General features: G+C 72.2%; 16 protein-coding genes. 11 read left to right on the top strand and 5 right to left on the bottom strand.

The features are described 5' to 3' along the window. Positions 1-16: 16 nt before the first annotated feature. The 4 genes from ACFY29_RS12670 (at position 17) to thpR (ending at position 3,071) form a co-directional block, all read left to right on the top strand. Positions 17-466, top strand: a complete 450-nt coding sequence (locus ACFY29_RS12670) for a MarR family winged helix-turn-helix transcriptional regulator (protein ID WP_386985554.1) — start codon at positions 17-19, stop codon at positions 464-466. A gap of 73 nt (positions 467-539) precedes the next feature. Then, positions 540-1,823 carry an MFS transporter gene (locus ACFY29_RS12665; protein ID WP_386985552.1) on the top strand — a complete coding sequence of 428 codons (1,284 nt, stop codon included), beginning with the start codon at positions 540-542 and terminating at the stop codon, positions 1,821-1,823. Positions 1,824-1,970: 147 nt separating this feature from the next. After that, positions 1,971-2,480: a hypothetical protein gene (locus ACFY29_RS12660; RefSeq protein WP_328422872.1), complete on the top strand. Its 510-nt coding sequence runs from the start codon at positions 1,971-1,973 to the stop codon at positions 2,478-2,480. 12 nt (positions 2,481-2,492) lie between these two features. Then, positions 2,493-3,071, top strand: coding sequence for an RNA 2',3'-cyclic phosphodiesterase (thpR, locus tag ACFY29_RS12655; protein WP_386985550.1), 579 nt, complete (start codon positions 2,493-2,495; stop codon positions 3,069-3,071). A 22-nt stretch (positions 3,072-3,093) separates the two neighbouring features. Here thpR and ACFY29_RS12650 read toward each other — a convergent pair whose 3' ends face one another. The 4 genes from ACFY29_RS12650 to ACFY29_RS12635 form a co-directional block, all read right to left on the bottom strand. After that, on the bottom strand, positions 3,094-4,080 hold the full coding sequence (locus ACFY29_RS12650) for an aldo/keto reductase (RefSeq protein ID WP_328422876.1): 987 nt from the start codon (positions 4,078-4,080) through the stop codon (positions 3,094-3,096). 78 nt (positions 4,081-4,158) lie between these two features. Beyond that, the gene (gene sepH / locus ACFY29_RS12645; protein ID WP_328422878.1) at positions 4,159-5,235 is read right to left on the bottom strand and encodes a septation protein SepH; all 1,077 of its coding nucleotides are present in this window, start codon (positions 5,233-5,235) and stop codon (positions 4,159-4,161) included. Between the two features lie 185 nt (positions 5,236-5,420). Next, the gene (gene serC / locus ACFY29_RS12640) at positions 5,421-6,548 is read right to left on the bottom strand and encodes a phosphoserine transaminase (protein WP_386985547.1); all 1,128 of its coding nucleotides are present in this window, start codon (positions 6,546-6,548) and stop codon (positions 5,421-5,423) included. 266 nt (positions 6,549-6,814) lie between these two features. Beyond that, positions 6,815-7,921, bottom strand: a complete 1,107-nt coding sequence (locus tag ACFY29_RS12635) for a citrate synthase 2 (RefSeq protein ID WP_328422882.1) — start codon at positions 7,919-7,921, stop codon at positions 6,815-6,817. Between the two features lie 280 nt (positions 7,922-8,201). On the opposite strand from ACFY29_RS12635, the gene pdxH reads away from it, so the two are divergent. From pdxH to ACFY29_RS12600, 7 genes are all read left to right on the top strand, one after another. After that, positions 8,202-8,876: a pyridoxamine 5'-phosphate oxidase gene (gene pdxH / locus ACFY29_RS12630; protein WP_386986699.1), complete on the top strand. Its 675-nt coding sequence runs from the start codon at positions 8,202-8,204 to the stop codon at positions 8,874-8,876. Further along, complete coding sequence (locus ACFY29_RS12625) at positions 8,873-10,171, top strand: MFS transporter (RefSeq protein WP_386985545.1); 1,299 nt, start codon at positions 8,873-8,875, stop codon at positions 10,169-10,171. Before pdxH ends, ACFY29_RS12625 begins: the two co-directional genes overlap by 4 nt. An 18-nt stretch (positions 10,172-10,189) precedes the next feature. Next, a complete protein-coding gene (locus ACFY29_RS12620; RefSeq protein ID WP_386985543.1) occupies positions 10,190-11,119 on the top strand; it encodes an aldose 1-epimerase family protein in 930 nt (309 codons plus the stop codon). 22 nt (positions 11,120-11,141) lie between these two features. After that, a complete protein-coding gene (locus ACFY29_RS12615; protein WP_386985541.1) occupies positions 11,142-11,744 on the top strand; it encodes a nitroreductase family protein in 603 nt (200 codons plus the stop codon). Between the two features lie 187 nt (positions 11,745-11,931). Beyond that, on the top strand, positions 11,932-12,237 hold the full coding sequence (locus tag ACFY29_RS12610) for a type II toxin-antitoxin system VapB family antitoxin (protein ID WP_007454850.1): 306 nt from the start codon (positions 11,932-11,934) through the stop codon (positions 12,235-12,237). A 44-nt stretch (positions 12,238-12,281) separates the two neighbouring features. Continuing rightward, complete coding sequence (locus tag ACFY29_RS12605) at positions 12,282-13,445, top strand: acyl-CoA dehydrogenase family protein (protein WP_386985539.1); 1,164 nt, start codon at positions 12,282-12,284, stop codon at positions 13,443-13,445. Between the two features lie 96 nt (positions 13,446-13,541). Then, a complete protein-coding gene (locus ACFY29_RS12600) occupies positions 13,542-14,333 on the top strand; it encodes a DUF4230 domain-containing protein (RefSeq protein WP_386986696.1) in 792 nt (263 codons plus the stop codon). A 293-nt stretch (positions 14,334-14,626) separates the two neighbouring features. Here the strand turns inward: ACFY29_RS12600 and ACFY29_RS12595 are convergent, their stop codons facing one another. Beyond that, positions 14,627-14,836 carry a PspC domain-containing protein gene (locus tag ACFY29_RS12595; RefSeq protein ID WP_328422894.1) on the bottom strand — a complete coding sequence of 70 codons (210 nt, stop codon included), beginning with the start codon at positions 14,834-14,836 and terminating at the stop codon, positions 14,627-14,629. Positions 14,837-15,099 lie beyond the last annotated feature (263 nt).

Genomic DNA, 15,099 nt, shown 5'->3' with positions numbered 1-15,099 from the left:
AGTTAAGCTAACTATTGTGACGGAGCGGACGGTGACGGCGAGACGCGTGCCACCGGCGCAACTGGCTCCCCAGTTGCGTGATGCGATCACCCGACTCAACCGACGGGTCCGCCAGGCCCGACCGGTCGGCGACCTCACGGTCACCCAGGTCTCTGCGCTCACCAGCCTGCGGCTGGCTGGCGCGCTGACGCCCCGGGAACTGGCCGACGTGGAGCGGGTGCAGCCACCGACGATGACCAAGATCGTTGCGAAGTTGGAGGACCGCGGCCTCGTGCAGCGGACCCCCCATCCGACCGACGGCCGGCAGGTCATCCTCGCGGCGACCGAAGGAGGGCAGGCCGTGCTCGACCAGTTCGAGCGGGCCCGCGATGAGTGGTTGGCCCACCGGCTGGCCGCGCTCGACGAGGACGAACGGGAGACCCTGCACAGGGCCGCCGGGATTCTTCAGCAGCTCGCTCGCGCCTGAGCCCGCGCCCGCGCCACCGGGCCGTGCCGTCACGTGTCGATGACGCGTACGTCCCGGAGGAGGCGCACTAAGAGTGCAGTCCAAGCTGAGCACGATGTTCCAGTCCCTACAGGTCCGCAACTACCGCCTTTTCGCATCCGGGCAGCTGATCAAGCTGATCGGCGTCTGGATGATGTTCATCGCCCAGGACTGGCTCGTCCTCGAGCTCTCCGACAACTCGGCCACCGCGCTCGGCGTGGTCACCGCACTCCAGTTCACCCCGGTGCTGCTGCTCACGCTGCTCTCCGGCCGGCTCGCCGACCGGTACGACAAGCGGGTGCTGCTCTTCGCCGCGAACGCCTTCTGGACCGTGTTGGCGCTCGGCATGGCCGTGCTGGTCCTCACCGACCTGGTGCAGCTCTGGCACGTCTTCGCCTTCGCCGCGCTGCTCGGCACCGCCAATGCCGTGGAGACCCCGGTCCGCCAGGCGTTCGTCTCCGAGTTGGTCGGTACGCCACTGCTGCCCAACGCGCTGTCGCTCAACGCGGCCGTGTTCAACTCCGCCCGGATCGTCGGCCCGGCCGTCGCCGGTCTGGCCATCGCCGCCTTCGACGTGGGGCCGGTCTTCCTCTTCACCGCGCTCAGCTCGATCGCGCCGCTGGTCAACGTGGTCCGGATGCGCACGGCCGAGCTGCACCGCGACGCCCTGCTGCCCCGGGACGAGCGGGCGTCGGCCCGGGTGATCGACGGGCTGCGGTACGTGTGGCGCCGCCCGGACCTGCTGCTGCCGATGGCGGTGATGTCGGTGATCGGCATGTCGCTGTTCAACTTCCAGCTCACCCTGGCCGCGCTGGCCAAGACGGTGTTCCACACCGGTGCCGCCTCCTTCGGCCTGTTCAGCACCGCGCTCGCGGTCGGCGCGCTGGGTGGCGCGCTCAGCGGCACCAGCCGGCGCAGTCGACCGTCGGTCTGGCTGGTGCTCGGTGCCGCGATCGCCTGCGCCAGCTTCGGCACCATGGTCGGCTTCGCCTCGGCGTACTGGCTGGTCGTGACGCTGCTGGTGCCGACCGGCTTCTTCATGGTCTTCTTCGCTCAGGCCGCCAACCAGCGGGTCCAGTTGGGTGTGGACGCGGCCTTCCGGGGTCGGGTGATGGCCCTGTGGGTGCTGGTGTTCCTGGGTACCAACCCGGTCGGTGCGCCGCTGATCGGCTGGGTCGCGGAGCACTACGGTGCCGGCGCGAGTATCTGGATGGGTGGTCTGATCTCGCTGACCACTGCGCTGATCGCGCTCACCTGGCAGCTGCGCCGCTCGGGTGCCCGGCTGCGCTTCCGGGTGCTGCCGATGCCCCGCTTCTACGTCACCTCCACCGACTGCTGAGGTGTGGGGAAGGGCCCCCTGTTATCGGATTCCGCGTAACAGGGGGCCCTTTCCGCACTGTCGAGCCAGGGCAGGTCCCGTTGAGCGGATGGCGCGGATGCGGCCAATTCGGTGGCGGGGCGGCACGACGGGGCTTAGCGTCGATACGTGGGAGTCGGACGCGCGCTGATGCTGGCCCTGGCGTTCCTCGCCGTGGCCAGTCTGCCGGCGGCCTTCGCCCTGCTCTTCTGCGCCGACGAGATCCTGGACCGGGTGGTCTGCGGCTGGTCCGAGTGGCGTGAGCGCCGGCGGGAACGACGAACCATCGCCCGTCTCGACCGTGCCATCGAAGCCGACGCACTGACCCGGGACATCGACCTCAGCGAGTTCGACCGGATCGACCGACGCCCTCTCGAACAACTCGCCGCCGACCTGCGTCGCCTCGGCGGCCAACGGCTCGGCGGGACCGGCCGGTCGATGGTGTGGCACGGCGCGGTGCTCCAGGCGTACGACGACCGGCTCCGGCTGGCTTGCCGCGCCCTCGGCATCACCGAACATCTCGCCGAGTTGACCGGCGTCGACCAGGAGATCGAGCGGGTCCGGGTAGAGGGCGTGTTGCACGCCGCCGGGCTGGCCCTGCCGGCGGCCCGGGCCGGGCACCGGCAACGGCACCGCTGAGAGGCCCGACGGTTGCGGCTCTTCGTGGCGGTCTGCCCGCCTCTCGAGGCCCTTACCCACCTCGGCGCAGAGGTCGCCCGACTGCGGATCGGCGCGGCGGCCGCCGCCGGCACCAACGTCCGGCTCGCCGACCCGGCCGAACTGCACCTCACCCTGGCCTTCCTCGGTGAGGTCGAGACGGCCCGGCTGGTCGAGGTGGAGAGCGCGCTCGGGCTGGCCGCCGAGTGGTTCCGCGACGGCCGGGACGCCTCGCCCCGACTGAGCCTCGGCGGTGGCGGCCGGTTCGGCCAGGGTCGGTCCACCGTGCTCTGGGTGGACCTCCAGGGCGACGTCGAGTCGCTGCACGCACTGGCCCGGCTCATCCGGTCCCGGCTACGGCACGCCCGGCTGCCGTACGACGACAAGCCGTACCGCCCGCACCTGACCGTCGCCCGGCCCGGCGACCGGGTGGACTCGGCCGACATCGAGGCCGACCAGGCCACCCTGGATCGCTACCAGGGGCTGCCGTGGCCGGCGACCGAGCTGCTGCTGGTACGCAGCCACCTCGGCCCCGGGCCACGCTACGACCGCCTCGCCGCCTGGCCGCTCTGACTCAGCCCACGGTGGCGGATGGTCACCAGGCCCACGCCTCCGGGCCGGGGCCGCCCTTGCCGACCGGCGGGAACAGCTCGTCCAGCCGACCCAGCGTCGCCTCGTCGAACGTGACCTCCAGCGCGCCGAGCGACCGGTCCAACTGCTCGGTGGTGCGCGGGCCGATGATCGGTGCGGTCACCCCCGGCCGGCTCAGCAGCCAGCCGAGCGCCACGTCGGCCGGGTCGTGGCCGAGATCGGCGCAGAGCTTCTCGTACGCCTCGATGGTCGGCCGGTGCTCAACCAGCGAGTCGGCCGCGCGGCCGCTGGTGCCGCGCGCGGCAACGCCCTCGGCCATCTTGCGCAGCACTCCGGCGAGCAGCCCACCGTGCAGCGGCGACCAGGGGATAATGCCCAGGCCGTGGTGCTGCGCGGCCGGTACCACCTCCAACTCGACGTGTCGGGTGAGCAGGTTGTAGATGCACTGTTCGGAGACGAGCCCGAGGAAGTTGCGCCGGCCGGCGGCTTCCTGCGCCACTGAGATGTGCCAACCGGCGAAGTTGGACGACCCGACGTAGAGCACCTTGCCCTGCGCCACGAGCGTCTCCATTGCCTGCCAGATCTCCTCCCATGGCGTGCTCCGGGAGATGTGGTGCATCTGGTAGAGGTCGATGGTGTCGGTCTGCAACCGGCGCAGCGAGTCCTCGCAGGCCCGGATGATGTGCCGGGCGGAGAGGCCCTGCTCGTTGGGCCAGGTGCCCATCTTGCCGTAGACCTTGGTGGCCAGGACGACCTTCTCCCGCCGGCCGCCGCCCTGGGCGAACCAGCGGCCGATGATCTGCTCGGTGATCCCCTCCCCGGTCTGCCAGCCGTAGACGTTGGCGGTGTCGAAGAAGTTGATCCCGTGCTCCAGCGCGCGATCCATGATCGCGAAGCTGTCCGGCTCGCTCGTCTGCGGCCCGAAGTTCATCGTTCCCAGGCAGAGCCGACTGACCGAGAGACCGGTGCGGCCCAGATTCGTGTACTCCATGAAGCCCACACTGCCACGGGGGCACTTCGAGTGCCTCGCGCCGACGGGTGGCGAACCGCCACCCGTCAACGCGAAGCGTCAGGAGGACTCGCGGGCGGCCGGACCGCTGCCGAAGAGCACGTCGTCCCAGCTCGGCAGCCGCTTGCGCGGCTTGCCGTTGGCGTCGGTGGACTCGCCACCGGCCGCCGCCGCGCCAGTCCGGCGGGGCCGCAGCACCGCCAGCGACGGCACGGCCGGCACCTCCTTGGGCGCGTCCGAGTCGTCGTCGAAGGCCGACCCCTGGCCGCCGCCGAGCAGTGCCGCGGCACCACCGCCGACCGGCCGCTGCCGGGGTGCGTCCGACCCGGCAAGGGCGGCCGGGGTACGCGGCTCCAGGCCGCGGCCCGACGAGGCGCCGAGCGGGCGGTCCAGCGAGGCGAGCAGCGCGTCCCGCCCGGCCCGGATCGGGTCCCGGCCGGTGCGCGGGTGCTCGGACGCCGCCGGCAGCCCGTGCCCGCCGCGACTCGGCTCACCGCGCGACGGACCGGGCAGGGAGTGCCCGCCCCGCTCCGGCGCCGGCTCCTGGCCGAGGATCGGCGTGGGTCGCTCGGCGCACAGGTACTGCGCCATGTCGTCGTGCGGGGTGACCGCCTGCCGGGTCTTGTCGAGATCCCAGATCGCCTGCGCGGTGGCCTTGCCGGACGGCCAGGTGGCGATGATCCGCCAGGTGCCGTCGTCGCGCCGGTACGCGTCCCAGGAGATCTTCTCGGTGTCGATGCCGTGCTGGCTCAGCCGGCCGTTGACCACCTCGGCGAGCGGGGTGGGCTTCTCCGCGCCCTTGAGCCGGGTGCGGCGGGCATGCTGGGCGAGCATCGCCCGCTCCTGGAGCACTGGGCCGGCGTAGCGCAGCACCCGGTCGACCGGCACCCCGGCGATCCGGGCGACGTCCTCGGCGGACTCACCGGAGCGGATGCGGGCCTGGATGTCCCGAGGGGACAGTGACGGGATCGGGTCGGCAGCCGTCGGTGCCGCCGCGAGCGGCGGGGCACCCGGCTCGGCGTGCATCGCGCCGGCGATCCGCTCGTCGATCGGCAGGGCGAGCAGCCGCCCGACCTCGTCGGCGAGAACCAGGGCATGGCCGTCCTCGGAGAGGGCGACGAAGCGTACTGGGCGCATAGCGTTGCCTCCGTCCCGCTTCGCTGGCCGCACGCCACGAGTCGGCCACCCAGGCGTCTCGGACCACCGTACGCGCATCTGTCTCGGGGTGGGGGAAGCGACACCCCGCATGTCGCGACTGAGCTGCAACGATGATCACGGTCGGTGTCCGCCGGGGCCCCGACGAACACCGTCCGTGACGATCCTCAGAGTCGTTCGACCACGTAGTCGATGGACGCAGTCAGCGCCTCGACGTCGGCCGGCTCGATGGCCGGGAACAACGCCACCCGCAGCTGGTTGCGACCGAGCTTGCGGTACGGCTCGGTGTCCACGATGCCGTTGGCACGCAGCGCCTTGGCGATCGCGGTGGCGTCCACCCCGTCGGCGAAGTCGATGGTGGCGACCACGTTGGACCGCAGCGCCGGGTCGGTGACGAACGGGGTGGCCACCGTGGACCGCTCCGCCCAGCCGTACACCGTGGCGGCGCTCTCGGCGGTGCGCTTGGCGGCCCAGGCCAGCCCGCCCTGCGCGTTCATCCAGTCGGTCTGCTCGGCGGCCAGGAAGATGGTGGCCAGCGCCGGGGTGTTGTACGTCTGCTCCAGCCGCGAGTTGTCGATCGCGGTGACCAGGTCGAGGAAGGCGGGGATGTACCGCCCGGACGCCTTGATCTCGGCGGCCCGGTCCAGCGCGGCCGGCGACATCAGGGCCAGCCAGAGACCACCGTCGGAGCCGAAGCACTTCTGCGGCGCGAAGTAGTAGACGTCGGTCTCGCCGACGTTGACCTCCAGGCCGCCGGCGCCGGAGGTGGCGTCGACCAGCAGGAGCGAGTCGTCGTCCGCCCCGGCCACCCGGCTGATCGGCACCGCCACGCCGGTCGAGGTCTCGTTCTGCGGCGTCGCGTAGACGTCCACGCCGGCCTCGGCGACCAGGGTCGGCGCAGTGCCCGCGTCGGCCTTGCGGAGGGTCGGCTCGCCCAGGAACGGGGCGTCCTTGACCGACTTGGCGAACTTGGCGCCGAACTCGCCGAAGCTGGCGAACTGCGCCCGGTCCCGGATCAGGCCGAAGGTGGCGACCTCCCAGAACGCGGTGGTGCCACCGTTGCCGATCACCACCTCGTAGCCCTCGGGCAGCGAGAAGAACTCGGCGATGCCGGCGCGCAGCCGGGCCACCTGGTCGCGGACCGTCTTCTGCCGGTGCGAGGTGCCCAGGTAGCTGGTCGCCACCTCGGCGAGGGCGGACACGGCCGCCGGCCGGACCTTGGACGGGCCGCAGCCGAAGCGTCCGTCGGCGGGCTTGATCTCGTCGGGAATCCGGATGAGCGGTGCGTCAGCCACGGTCTTGAAGGTCCTTCCGCAAGGGCGAGGGCGGGCTCGGTGCGGACCGGCGGCGGGCGCGTACGCGGGCGCACGGCAGCCGGGATCCGACCGGCGATCCGGCGACACTGCCGACCCTCATCCTCGCACCCTGACCCGCGCGGGGCAGGCGGGGTCCCGAGGGACGGCCTGAGTCCTTCGCCACACCCGGCGCAGACCGCCCGGACGGCGGTTGGAAAAAGCCCCTCCTGCACGACGGACGTTCAGGAGGGGCCCTTCCTTGCCGCTCAGACGCCGTGCGGGATGGCGCTCCAGCCTTCGACCTCGCTGGGCTTGCGGGTGTTCGGGCCGATGTACCGGGCGGACGGACGGACCAGCCGCTGCAGGCGCTTCTGCTCCAGGATGTGCGCGCTCCAGCCGCCCATCCGGGCGCAGGTGAACATCGAGGTGAACATGTGCGCCGGCACCTCGGCGAAGTCCAGGACCACGGCCGACCAGAACTCGACGTTGGTGGCCAGCACCCGGTCCGGGCGGCGGGCCTGCAACTCGGCCAGGGCCGCCTTCTCCAGCGCCTCGGCGATCTCGAAGCGCGGCGCGCCCAGCTCCTTGGCGGTGCGCCGGAGCACTCGGGCGCGCGGGTCCTCGGCCCGGTAGACCCGGTGGCCGAAGCCCATCAGCCGCTCGCCGCGGTCCAGCACGCCCTTGACGTAGCCCTCCGCGTCACCGCTGCGCTCCACGGCCTCCAGCATGCTGAGCACCCGGGACGGGGCCCCGCCGTGCAGCGGGCCGGAGAGGGCGCCGATGCCGGAGGAGATGCAGGCCGCCGCGTCCGCCCCGGTGGAGGCGACGATGCGGGCGGTGAAGGTGGAGGCGTTCAGGCCGTGCTCGGCGGCCGAGATGAAGTACGCGTCGACGGCCTTGACGTGCCGCGGGTCGGGCTCGCCCCGCCAGCGCTTCATGAACCGCTCGACGATGGTCTGTGCCTTGTCGATCTCCTTCTGCGGCACCGCCGGCAGGCCGAGGCCCCGGGCGGACTGGGCGACGAAGGAGAGCGCGGTCACCGAGACCCGGGCGAGGTCCTCGCGGGCCTGCTCGTCGGAGATGTCCAGCAGCTGGTTGAGCCCCCAGTACGGGGCCAGCATGGCGACCGCGGACTGCACGTCGACGCGGATGTCGCCGGAGTGCACCGGCACCGGGAACGGCTCCGCCGGCGGCAGGCCCGGCCCGAACCGGCCGTCGACCAGCAGCGCCCAGACGTTGCCGAACGAGACCTGGCCGATCAGATCCTCGATGTCGACCCCGCGATAGCGCAGCGCGCCACCCTCACGGTCCGGTTCGGCGATCTCGGTCTCGAAGGCGACTACGCCCTCCAGCCCGGGTTTGAAATCGGCCATGTCGCTCTCCTGGATCTGGTCGGTGCGCCCGATCAGCTCATCCGGCCCGGTCGGCCGAGCGCCTTAGGCGACCCTCAGGGATGTGTTCGGAACATCTTGCCTGGTGAGTAACCGGATACGCGACCCGCTGCGACTGTGCTGCACATGACATCCCCGGACGCGCATTCTCCGCGCGGCTCAGTGAGACTGGGCGGTGCGGGCTGGCCAGCGCGGGAGGGCGCCGACCAGGCCGCCGAGAAGGAGTGGGGACGTGACGGGCGACACACCCGCCCCGGCCGCGATGCGTAACGAGTACGCCGCGGACCTGGGCCTGACCGAAGCTGACCTGGCCGCCGACTGGCACACCCAGTTCGACCGCTGGTTCGCCGACGCGGTGGCCTTCGGGCTACCCGAACCGAACGCGATGGTGGTCGGCACCGCCGACGCCGCCGGCCGGCCGAGCGGGCGGACCGTACTGCTCAAGGGGTACGACCCGGACGGCTTCGTCTTCTTCACCAACCACCTCTCCCGCAAGGGCGTCGAGGCGTCGGCCAATCCGTACGCCAGCCTGGTCTTCCCGTGGTTCCCGATGCAGCGTCAGGTGCTGGTCACCGGGCGGATCGCGCCGGTCGACCGGGCGGCGGTCGAGTCGTACTTCGCCAGCCGCCCGCGCGCCTCCCAGTTGGGCGCCTGGGCCAGCCCGCAGTCGCAGGTGGTGCCGGACCGGGCCGCGCTGGAGGAGCGCTACCGCGCGGCGGCCGAGCGGTTCGCCGACGAGGGCGTCATCCCGACCCCGCCGCACTGGGGTGGGTTGCGGGTCCGGCCCGAGTCGGTGGAGTTCTGGCAGGGCCGGGCCGGCCGGTTGCACGACCGGCTCCGCTTCCGCCGCACTGACGACGGCCCACCCGGCGACGGTCCGCCCGACGGCCCGGGCACCGAGGGCGAGAGCTGGACCGTCGAGCGGTTGGCGCCGTGACGGGGGTGCAGGAGGCCCGGCCGCGCGGAGCGCGCCGCTGGGCGATCGACGTACGTCCGCTTCGCGTGCCGGCGTACCGGCGGCTCTGGCTCGGCAACACCGTGGCCATGTTCGGCTTCCAGTTCACGGCCGTCGCGGTGCCGGTGGAGATGTACGCGCTGACCAGGGACTCGTTCTGGGTCGGCCTGCTCGGCGTGGCCGCCTTCGTGCCGCTGCTGGTCTTCGGGCTCTGGGGTGGCGCGGTCGCCGACGCCCGCGACCGCCGGGTGGTGCTGCTCGGCGGGTCGGTGCTGCTCTGGGCGTCCACTATCGGTCTGCTGGTCCAGGCGCTGCTGGACGTGGGCAGCCCAGTGCTGCTGCTGGCGTTGATGGCGGTGCAGTCGGTGGCGTTCGCGATCAGCTCACCGGCCCGCAGCGCCATGTTGCCCCGGCTGGTCCCGGCGGACCTGGTGCCAGCCGCCAGCACCCTGAACTACACCACCTTCACCGCCGCCTCGGTGGCCGGCCCGCTCGCCGCCGGCCTGATCCTTGCCGCCTCGCCGGACACCGCGGTGGTCCTGCCGATCGCGTACGGGGTCGACGCGCTGCTGTTCACCGCGATGCTCTGGGCCGCCCTGCGCCTGCCCTCACTGCCCCCCGAGCCGACCGCCGACGGCGAGCCCCGCCGCGCCGGGCTGGCCAGCGTGATCGACGGGTTCCGTTACCTGGCCACCACGCCCGTGCTGCTGCTCTCCTTCGGGGTGGACCTGATCGCCATGATCCTGGCCATGCCGCGGGCGCTCTTCCCGGAGATCGCCCATGAGCGGTTCGGCGGCGGTGGCGCGGTCGGCCTGCTCTACGCCGCCATCGCCATCGGGTCGATGATTGGCGGGCTCACCTCCGGCTGGATCGGTCGGCTCCGTCGGCAGGGGCTCGGCCTGGTGGTCGCGGTGGTCGCCTGGGGGCTCGCGATCGCCGCGGCCGGGCTGGCCCACCAGTTCTGGCTGATGGTCCTGCTGCTCGCCGTGGCCGGTGCCGCCGACCTGGTCAGCGCGGTGCTGCGTCAGTCCATGCTGCTCGTGTACGCGCCGGACCGGATGCGCGGCCGACTCCAGGGCGTCAACACGGTGGTGGTGGCCGGTGGTCCGCGCCTGGGTGACCTGCGGGCCGGCACCATGGCCGCCGGATTCGGTGGCGGGGTGGCCTGGGTGGCCGGCGGGCTCGCCTCGGCGGTGCTCGTGGTGGTGCTCGCGGTCGCCTTCCCGGCGCTGCTGCGCTACCGCGCCGCCACGGCGTCGAGCGGCGACCGGACGTGACCGGTTAGGGTCGCCGGCATGGAAAGCCCCGATCAGCGTCCGTTCTCCGGCGCTCAGTGGACCATCTCCGCGGCCGGCCACGAGGCCGTCATCGTGGAGGTCGGCGGCGGGTTGCGGACGTACCGGCATGACGGTGTCGACCTGGTCGACGGGTACCAGGTCGACGAGGTCTGCCCCGGCTGCGCCGGGCAGGTGCTGGCCCCCTGGCCGAACCGGATCCGGGATGGTCGCTACCCGTTCGGGGATCGGACCCACCAGCTCCCGCTGACCGAGCCGGAGCGGCACGTGGCCATCCACGGGCTGGTCAACTGGGTGCCGTGGCGGCTGCTGGAGCAGTCGGCGGACGCGGTGACGGTCGGCTACGACCTGCCGCCGCAGCCCGGCTACCCGTGGCCGCTGCGGCTGCGCAGCCGGTGGAGCATCGGCGCGGACGGACTGCGCGCCGAGCACGAGGTGACCAACACCGGTGGTGAGCTGGCGCCGTTCGGCTTCTCCGTGCACCCGTACCTGCAACTGCCGGGCGTCGCGGTGGACGACCTGGTCATGCGGCTGCCGACCCGTACCCGGCTGCTGGTGGACGGGCGGCTGCTGCCGGTCGGGGCGACCCCGGTGGCCGGCACCGAGTACGACTGGACCAGCCCGCGCCGGATCGGCGCTGCCCGGCTGGATCTCTGCTTCGGCCAGGTGATCCCCGACGCCGACGGCGGTTCGTCGGTGAGCCTGGCGGCGCCGGACGGCTCGGCCGGGGTGAGCATCTGGGCGGACCAGGAGTTCGGCTGGTGGCAGGTGTTCACCGGGGACGCGCTCACGGGCGTTCGGCACCGCCGCTCGGTGGCGATCGAGCCGATGACCTGCCCGCCGGACGCGTTCCGCTCCGGCAAGGACCTGCTCACGCTCAAGCCCGGCACGACCTGGCGGGGTGCCTGGGGCATCCGGCCCGGGGCCTGACCGAGCCGGCGGGGGGAGCGGAATGGAGTTCGCCGAGGTCGTCCGGCGCCGGCGGATGGTGCGCAACTACGACCCGGACCGCCCGGTCCCGCCCGACGTGGTCGACCGGCTGCTCGACCACGCGGTCCGCGCCCCGTCGGCCGGGTTCGCCCAGGGCTGGGGCTTCCTGGTGCTGGAGGAGGCCGCCGACCGGGAGCGGTTCTGGGCCGCCACCACGCCCGACACCGGCGGGCGGGAGCGCTGGTTGGCCGGGATGCGCCGGGCGCCGCTGATCGTGGTGCCGCACGCCAACGAGTCGGCCTACCTGCAGCGGTACGCGGAGCCGGACAAGGGCTGGACGGACCGGTCCACCGACCGCTGGCCGGTGCCCTACTGGTACGTGGACAGCGGCTTCGCCGCGCTGCTGATGCTGCTCACCGCCGTGGACGAGGGTCTGGGGGCGTGTTTCTTCGGCATCCCGCCGCAACGGCTGGCCGCCTACCGCGACGCGTTCGGGGTGCCGACGGAGTACCAACCCATCGGTGCCGTCACAATCGGTTACCGAGCACCCGACCATCGGTCACCATCGTTGCGCCGTGGGCGTCGTCCGGTGGACGAGGTGGTGCGGCGCGGCCGGTGGAGTTGAGCGCGGCGTCCCGTTCATCCCGTTAAGGATCGGACGAGCGGTAGCGAAACTGACATCAGGGAGCAGAACGCAGTGTGCGCCGGGCGGCTAGGCTGGCACGGTCATCGGTGCCGCGCCGCGCGGTGCCCGCCGCGGCCCGGCTCGGCGCCGTCGGTCGGCCCGGCCACGGGGAGGGGAGCGTGCCGTCGTGATCTTCAGAGCGGTCCGGGACGGGCGTCCCTATCCGGAGCACAACCTGACGCTCAAGCAGTGGGCGGAGATTCCGCCGCGACCGCTGCGCCTGGACCAGTTGATCACCACCAAGCGTGAGTTGGCGCTCGACAAGCTCCTCGCCGAGGACTCCACCTTCTACGGCGACCTGTTTCCGCACGTGGTGCAGTGGAACGGCGGGCTCTACCTGGAGGACGGGCTGCACCGGGCGTTGCGCGCCGCCCTGCAACAGCGCAACCAGATCCACGCTCGCGTGCTGGTGCTCTCCGAACCGATCGAGTGACGCGCCCCCACCCGCTGGCCTGAGTCTTCGTTAAGGTGGCGTCCATGACCGCACCGCTGGACCTGCTCGACCTGGACCCGTCGCTCACCGAGGAGGAGCGGCAGATCCGCGACGTCGTACGCCAGCTCATCGACGACCGGGTGCGGCCGCACGTCGCCGACTGGTACGAGGAGGGTCGGGTGCCGGCCCGCGAGCTGGCCCGGGAGTTCGGCAAGCTCGGGCTGCTCGGCATGCACCTCACCGGCTACGGCTGCGCTGGCGCCTCCGCGGTCGCGTACGGGCTGGCCTGCCAGGAACTGGAGGCCGGCGACTCGGGCATCCGCTCGCTGGTCTCGGTGCAGGGGTCGCTGGCCATGTACGCCATCTGGCGCTACGGCAGCGAGGAGCAGAAGCAGCGCTGGCTGCCGTCGATGGCGACCGGCGAGGCGATCGGCTGCTTCGGCCTGACCGAGCCGGACCACGGCTCCGACCCGGCCTCGATGGCCACCCGGGCCCGCCGCGACGGCGACGACTGGGTGCTCAGCGGCGGCAAGATGTGGATCACCAACGCGCCGATCGCCGATGTCGCGGTGATCTGGGCGCGCACCGACGCCGGCGTGCGGGGTTTCGCCGTACCAATGGACACCCCCGGTGTCACGGCCCGGGAGATCCGCCGCAAGATGTCCCTGCGCGCGTCGGTGACCGGCGAGATCGTGCTCGACGACGTCCGGCTCCCGGCGGACGCCCAACTGCCCGAGGCGGTCGGGCTCAAGGCCCCGCTGAGCTGCCTCACCGAGGCCCGGTACGGCATCGTCTGGGGCGCGGTCGGCGCAGCCCGGGACTGCCTGGAAACCACCCTGACGTACGCCACCACCCGCACCCAGTTCGGTCGTCCGCTGGCCGGCTTCCAGCTCACCCAGGCCAAGCTCGCCGACATGGCCGTCGAGTTGGTGAAGGGGCAGTTGCTCGCTCTGCACCTGGGCCGGCTCGGCGACGCTGGTCGACTGCGGCCCGAGCAGGTCAGCGTGGGCAAACTGAACAACGTGCGGGAGGCCCTGGCCATCGCCCGGCAGTGCCGCACCATCCTCGGCGCCAACGGCGTCTCCGGTGAGTACCCGGTGATGCGGCACGCGAACAACCTGGAGAGCGTGCTGACGTACGAGGGCACCTCGGAGATCCACCAACTGGTCGTCGGGCAGCGGCTCACCGGGCTCTCCGCCTTCGCCTGACCTGCCCGTCTGCACATTCCGGTCGCTCGACGCGCGGCTGTCGTACCGGGGCCGTACCGTCATTGACAGACGACGTGTCTGACGAGGACGGTGAGCGTGATGGCCCGCGACGCTGGCATCAACGAGCCCACGAGGGAGTTCCCCGGTTACCCGACCGGCGACGACCTCAAGGAGCGGTCGGCCGTGACACCCGAGTCGACCACGGATACACCGGGCGGCTCCGGCGACCCGACGACCGGTGGCAACGGTGGGCCGGCACGTGGTCTGCTCCTGCTGCTCGGGGCTGCCGCGCTTGCCGTGGTGGTGCTGCTCGGCGTCCAGGCGACCGGCCTCCTGCCGGAGTTCCGCAACCCGTTCGCCAAGGAGCAGACCGACCGCAGCCAGCCGCCGCTGCTGAAGTCCATCCAGGACCTCAGCCGCTACGTGGCCGCGGAGGGCAACTTCCAGGTCGTGGTCGACACCCAGAACGACCGGCGCAACGTTCCGGACTTCCTGCTCAACGAGCGCACCCTGTTCGTCGGGGCGGGCAGCGTCGAGGCGTACGTCGACTTCGCCAAGATCGGTGATGGTGCGATCGTCGAGTCCGCCGACGGCACCTCGGTCGAGATCAAGCTGCCCGCGCCGCAGCTCGGCCAGACCAACCTCGACCTGGAGAAGAGCTACGTCTTCGCCGAGCAGCGCGGCCTGCTCAACCGGCTCGGTGACCTGGTCGGCAACGACCCCAACCGGCAGCAGCAGGTTTACCAGCTCGCCGAGGAACGGATCACCGCCGCCGCCCGGGACAGCGGGCTCTCGGCCCGGGCCGAGGAGAACACCCGCAAGATGCTGGAGGGGCTGCTGCGCTCCCTCGGCTACCAGCGGATCACGGTCACCTACACCGCCCCCTGACCCCCACCCCGTACGCCGAATCGCCCGCCCCGACGTTCGTCGGGACGGGCGATTCCGTGCGAGCCCACCGGTGCTCGCCAACGCCTCAGCGCAAGATCCGCATCGCTTGCGCCTCGCGCCTCGCGCCGCGGGCTCGGGCTCGGGCGCAAGATCCGCGCAACATCGGGGATGTTGCTGCCTGCGACGCTCGGCAAGCGACAACATCCCCGATGTTGTGGCCTCTCAGCCCGTCGGTGCGGTCTCAGCCCGGTGGTGCGGCGCGGGTGGGGCAGTGCTGCGTGCAGCGGGGTGGGTCAGTGCCGGGTCGACGCGAGGTAGCGGTCCTCGTTCGGCATGAGGATCCAGAGGATCAGGTAGACGATCACCTGGGTGCCGGGCAGCAGCAGCGACAGCAGGAACAGCAGCCGAACCATCCCGGCGGACATGCCGAACCGCTGACCGAGGCCAGCACAGACACCGGCGAGCATGCGCCCCTGGCGGGGCCGGACCAGTTTGCGACTCATCGTCGTACTCCCACTCTGCGGCGGTACGCCGCGTCTGCAATCCACGGTAGAAAAGTGCGGCCACCCTGCCCTCCGTCGCGAGGAGGATCGGCAACCCGTGGACCCGTAGGTACTTACCCGTGCGGCCCCGCTCCAACGCCTCCCGCGCCCCGCCCCGCCCCGCGCCTCGCGCCTCGCGCCTCGCGCCTCGCGCCTCGCGCCTCGCGCCTCGCGCCTCGCGCCTCGCGCCTCGCGCCTCGCGCCTCGCGCCTCGCGCCTCGCGC

Origin of the sequence: Micromonospora sp. NPDC000668 (genome assembly GCF_042897975.1) — a bacterium.
Classification (GTDB): domain Bacteria; phylum Actinomycetota; class Actinomycetes; order Mycobacteriales; family Micromonosporaceae; genus Micromonospora.
This window is presented reverse-complemented; position numbering and strand designations above follow the sequence as displayed.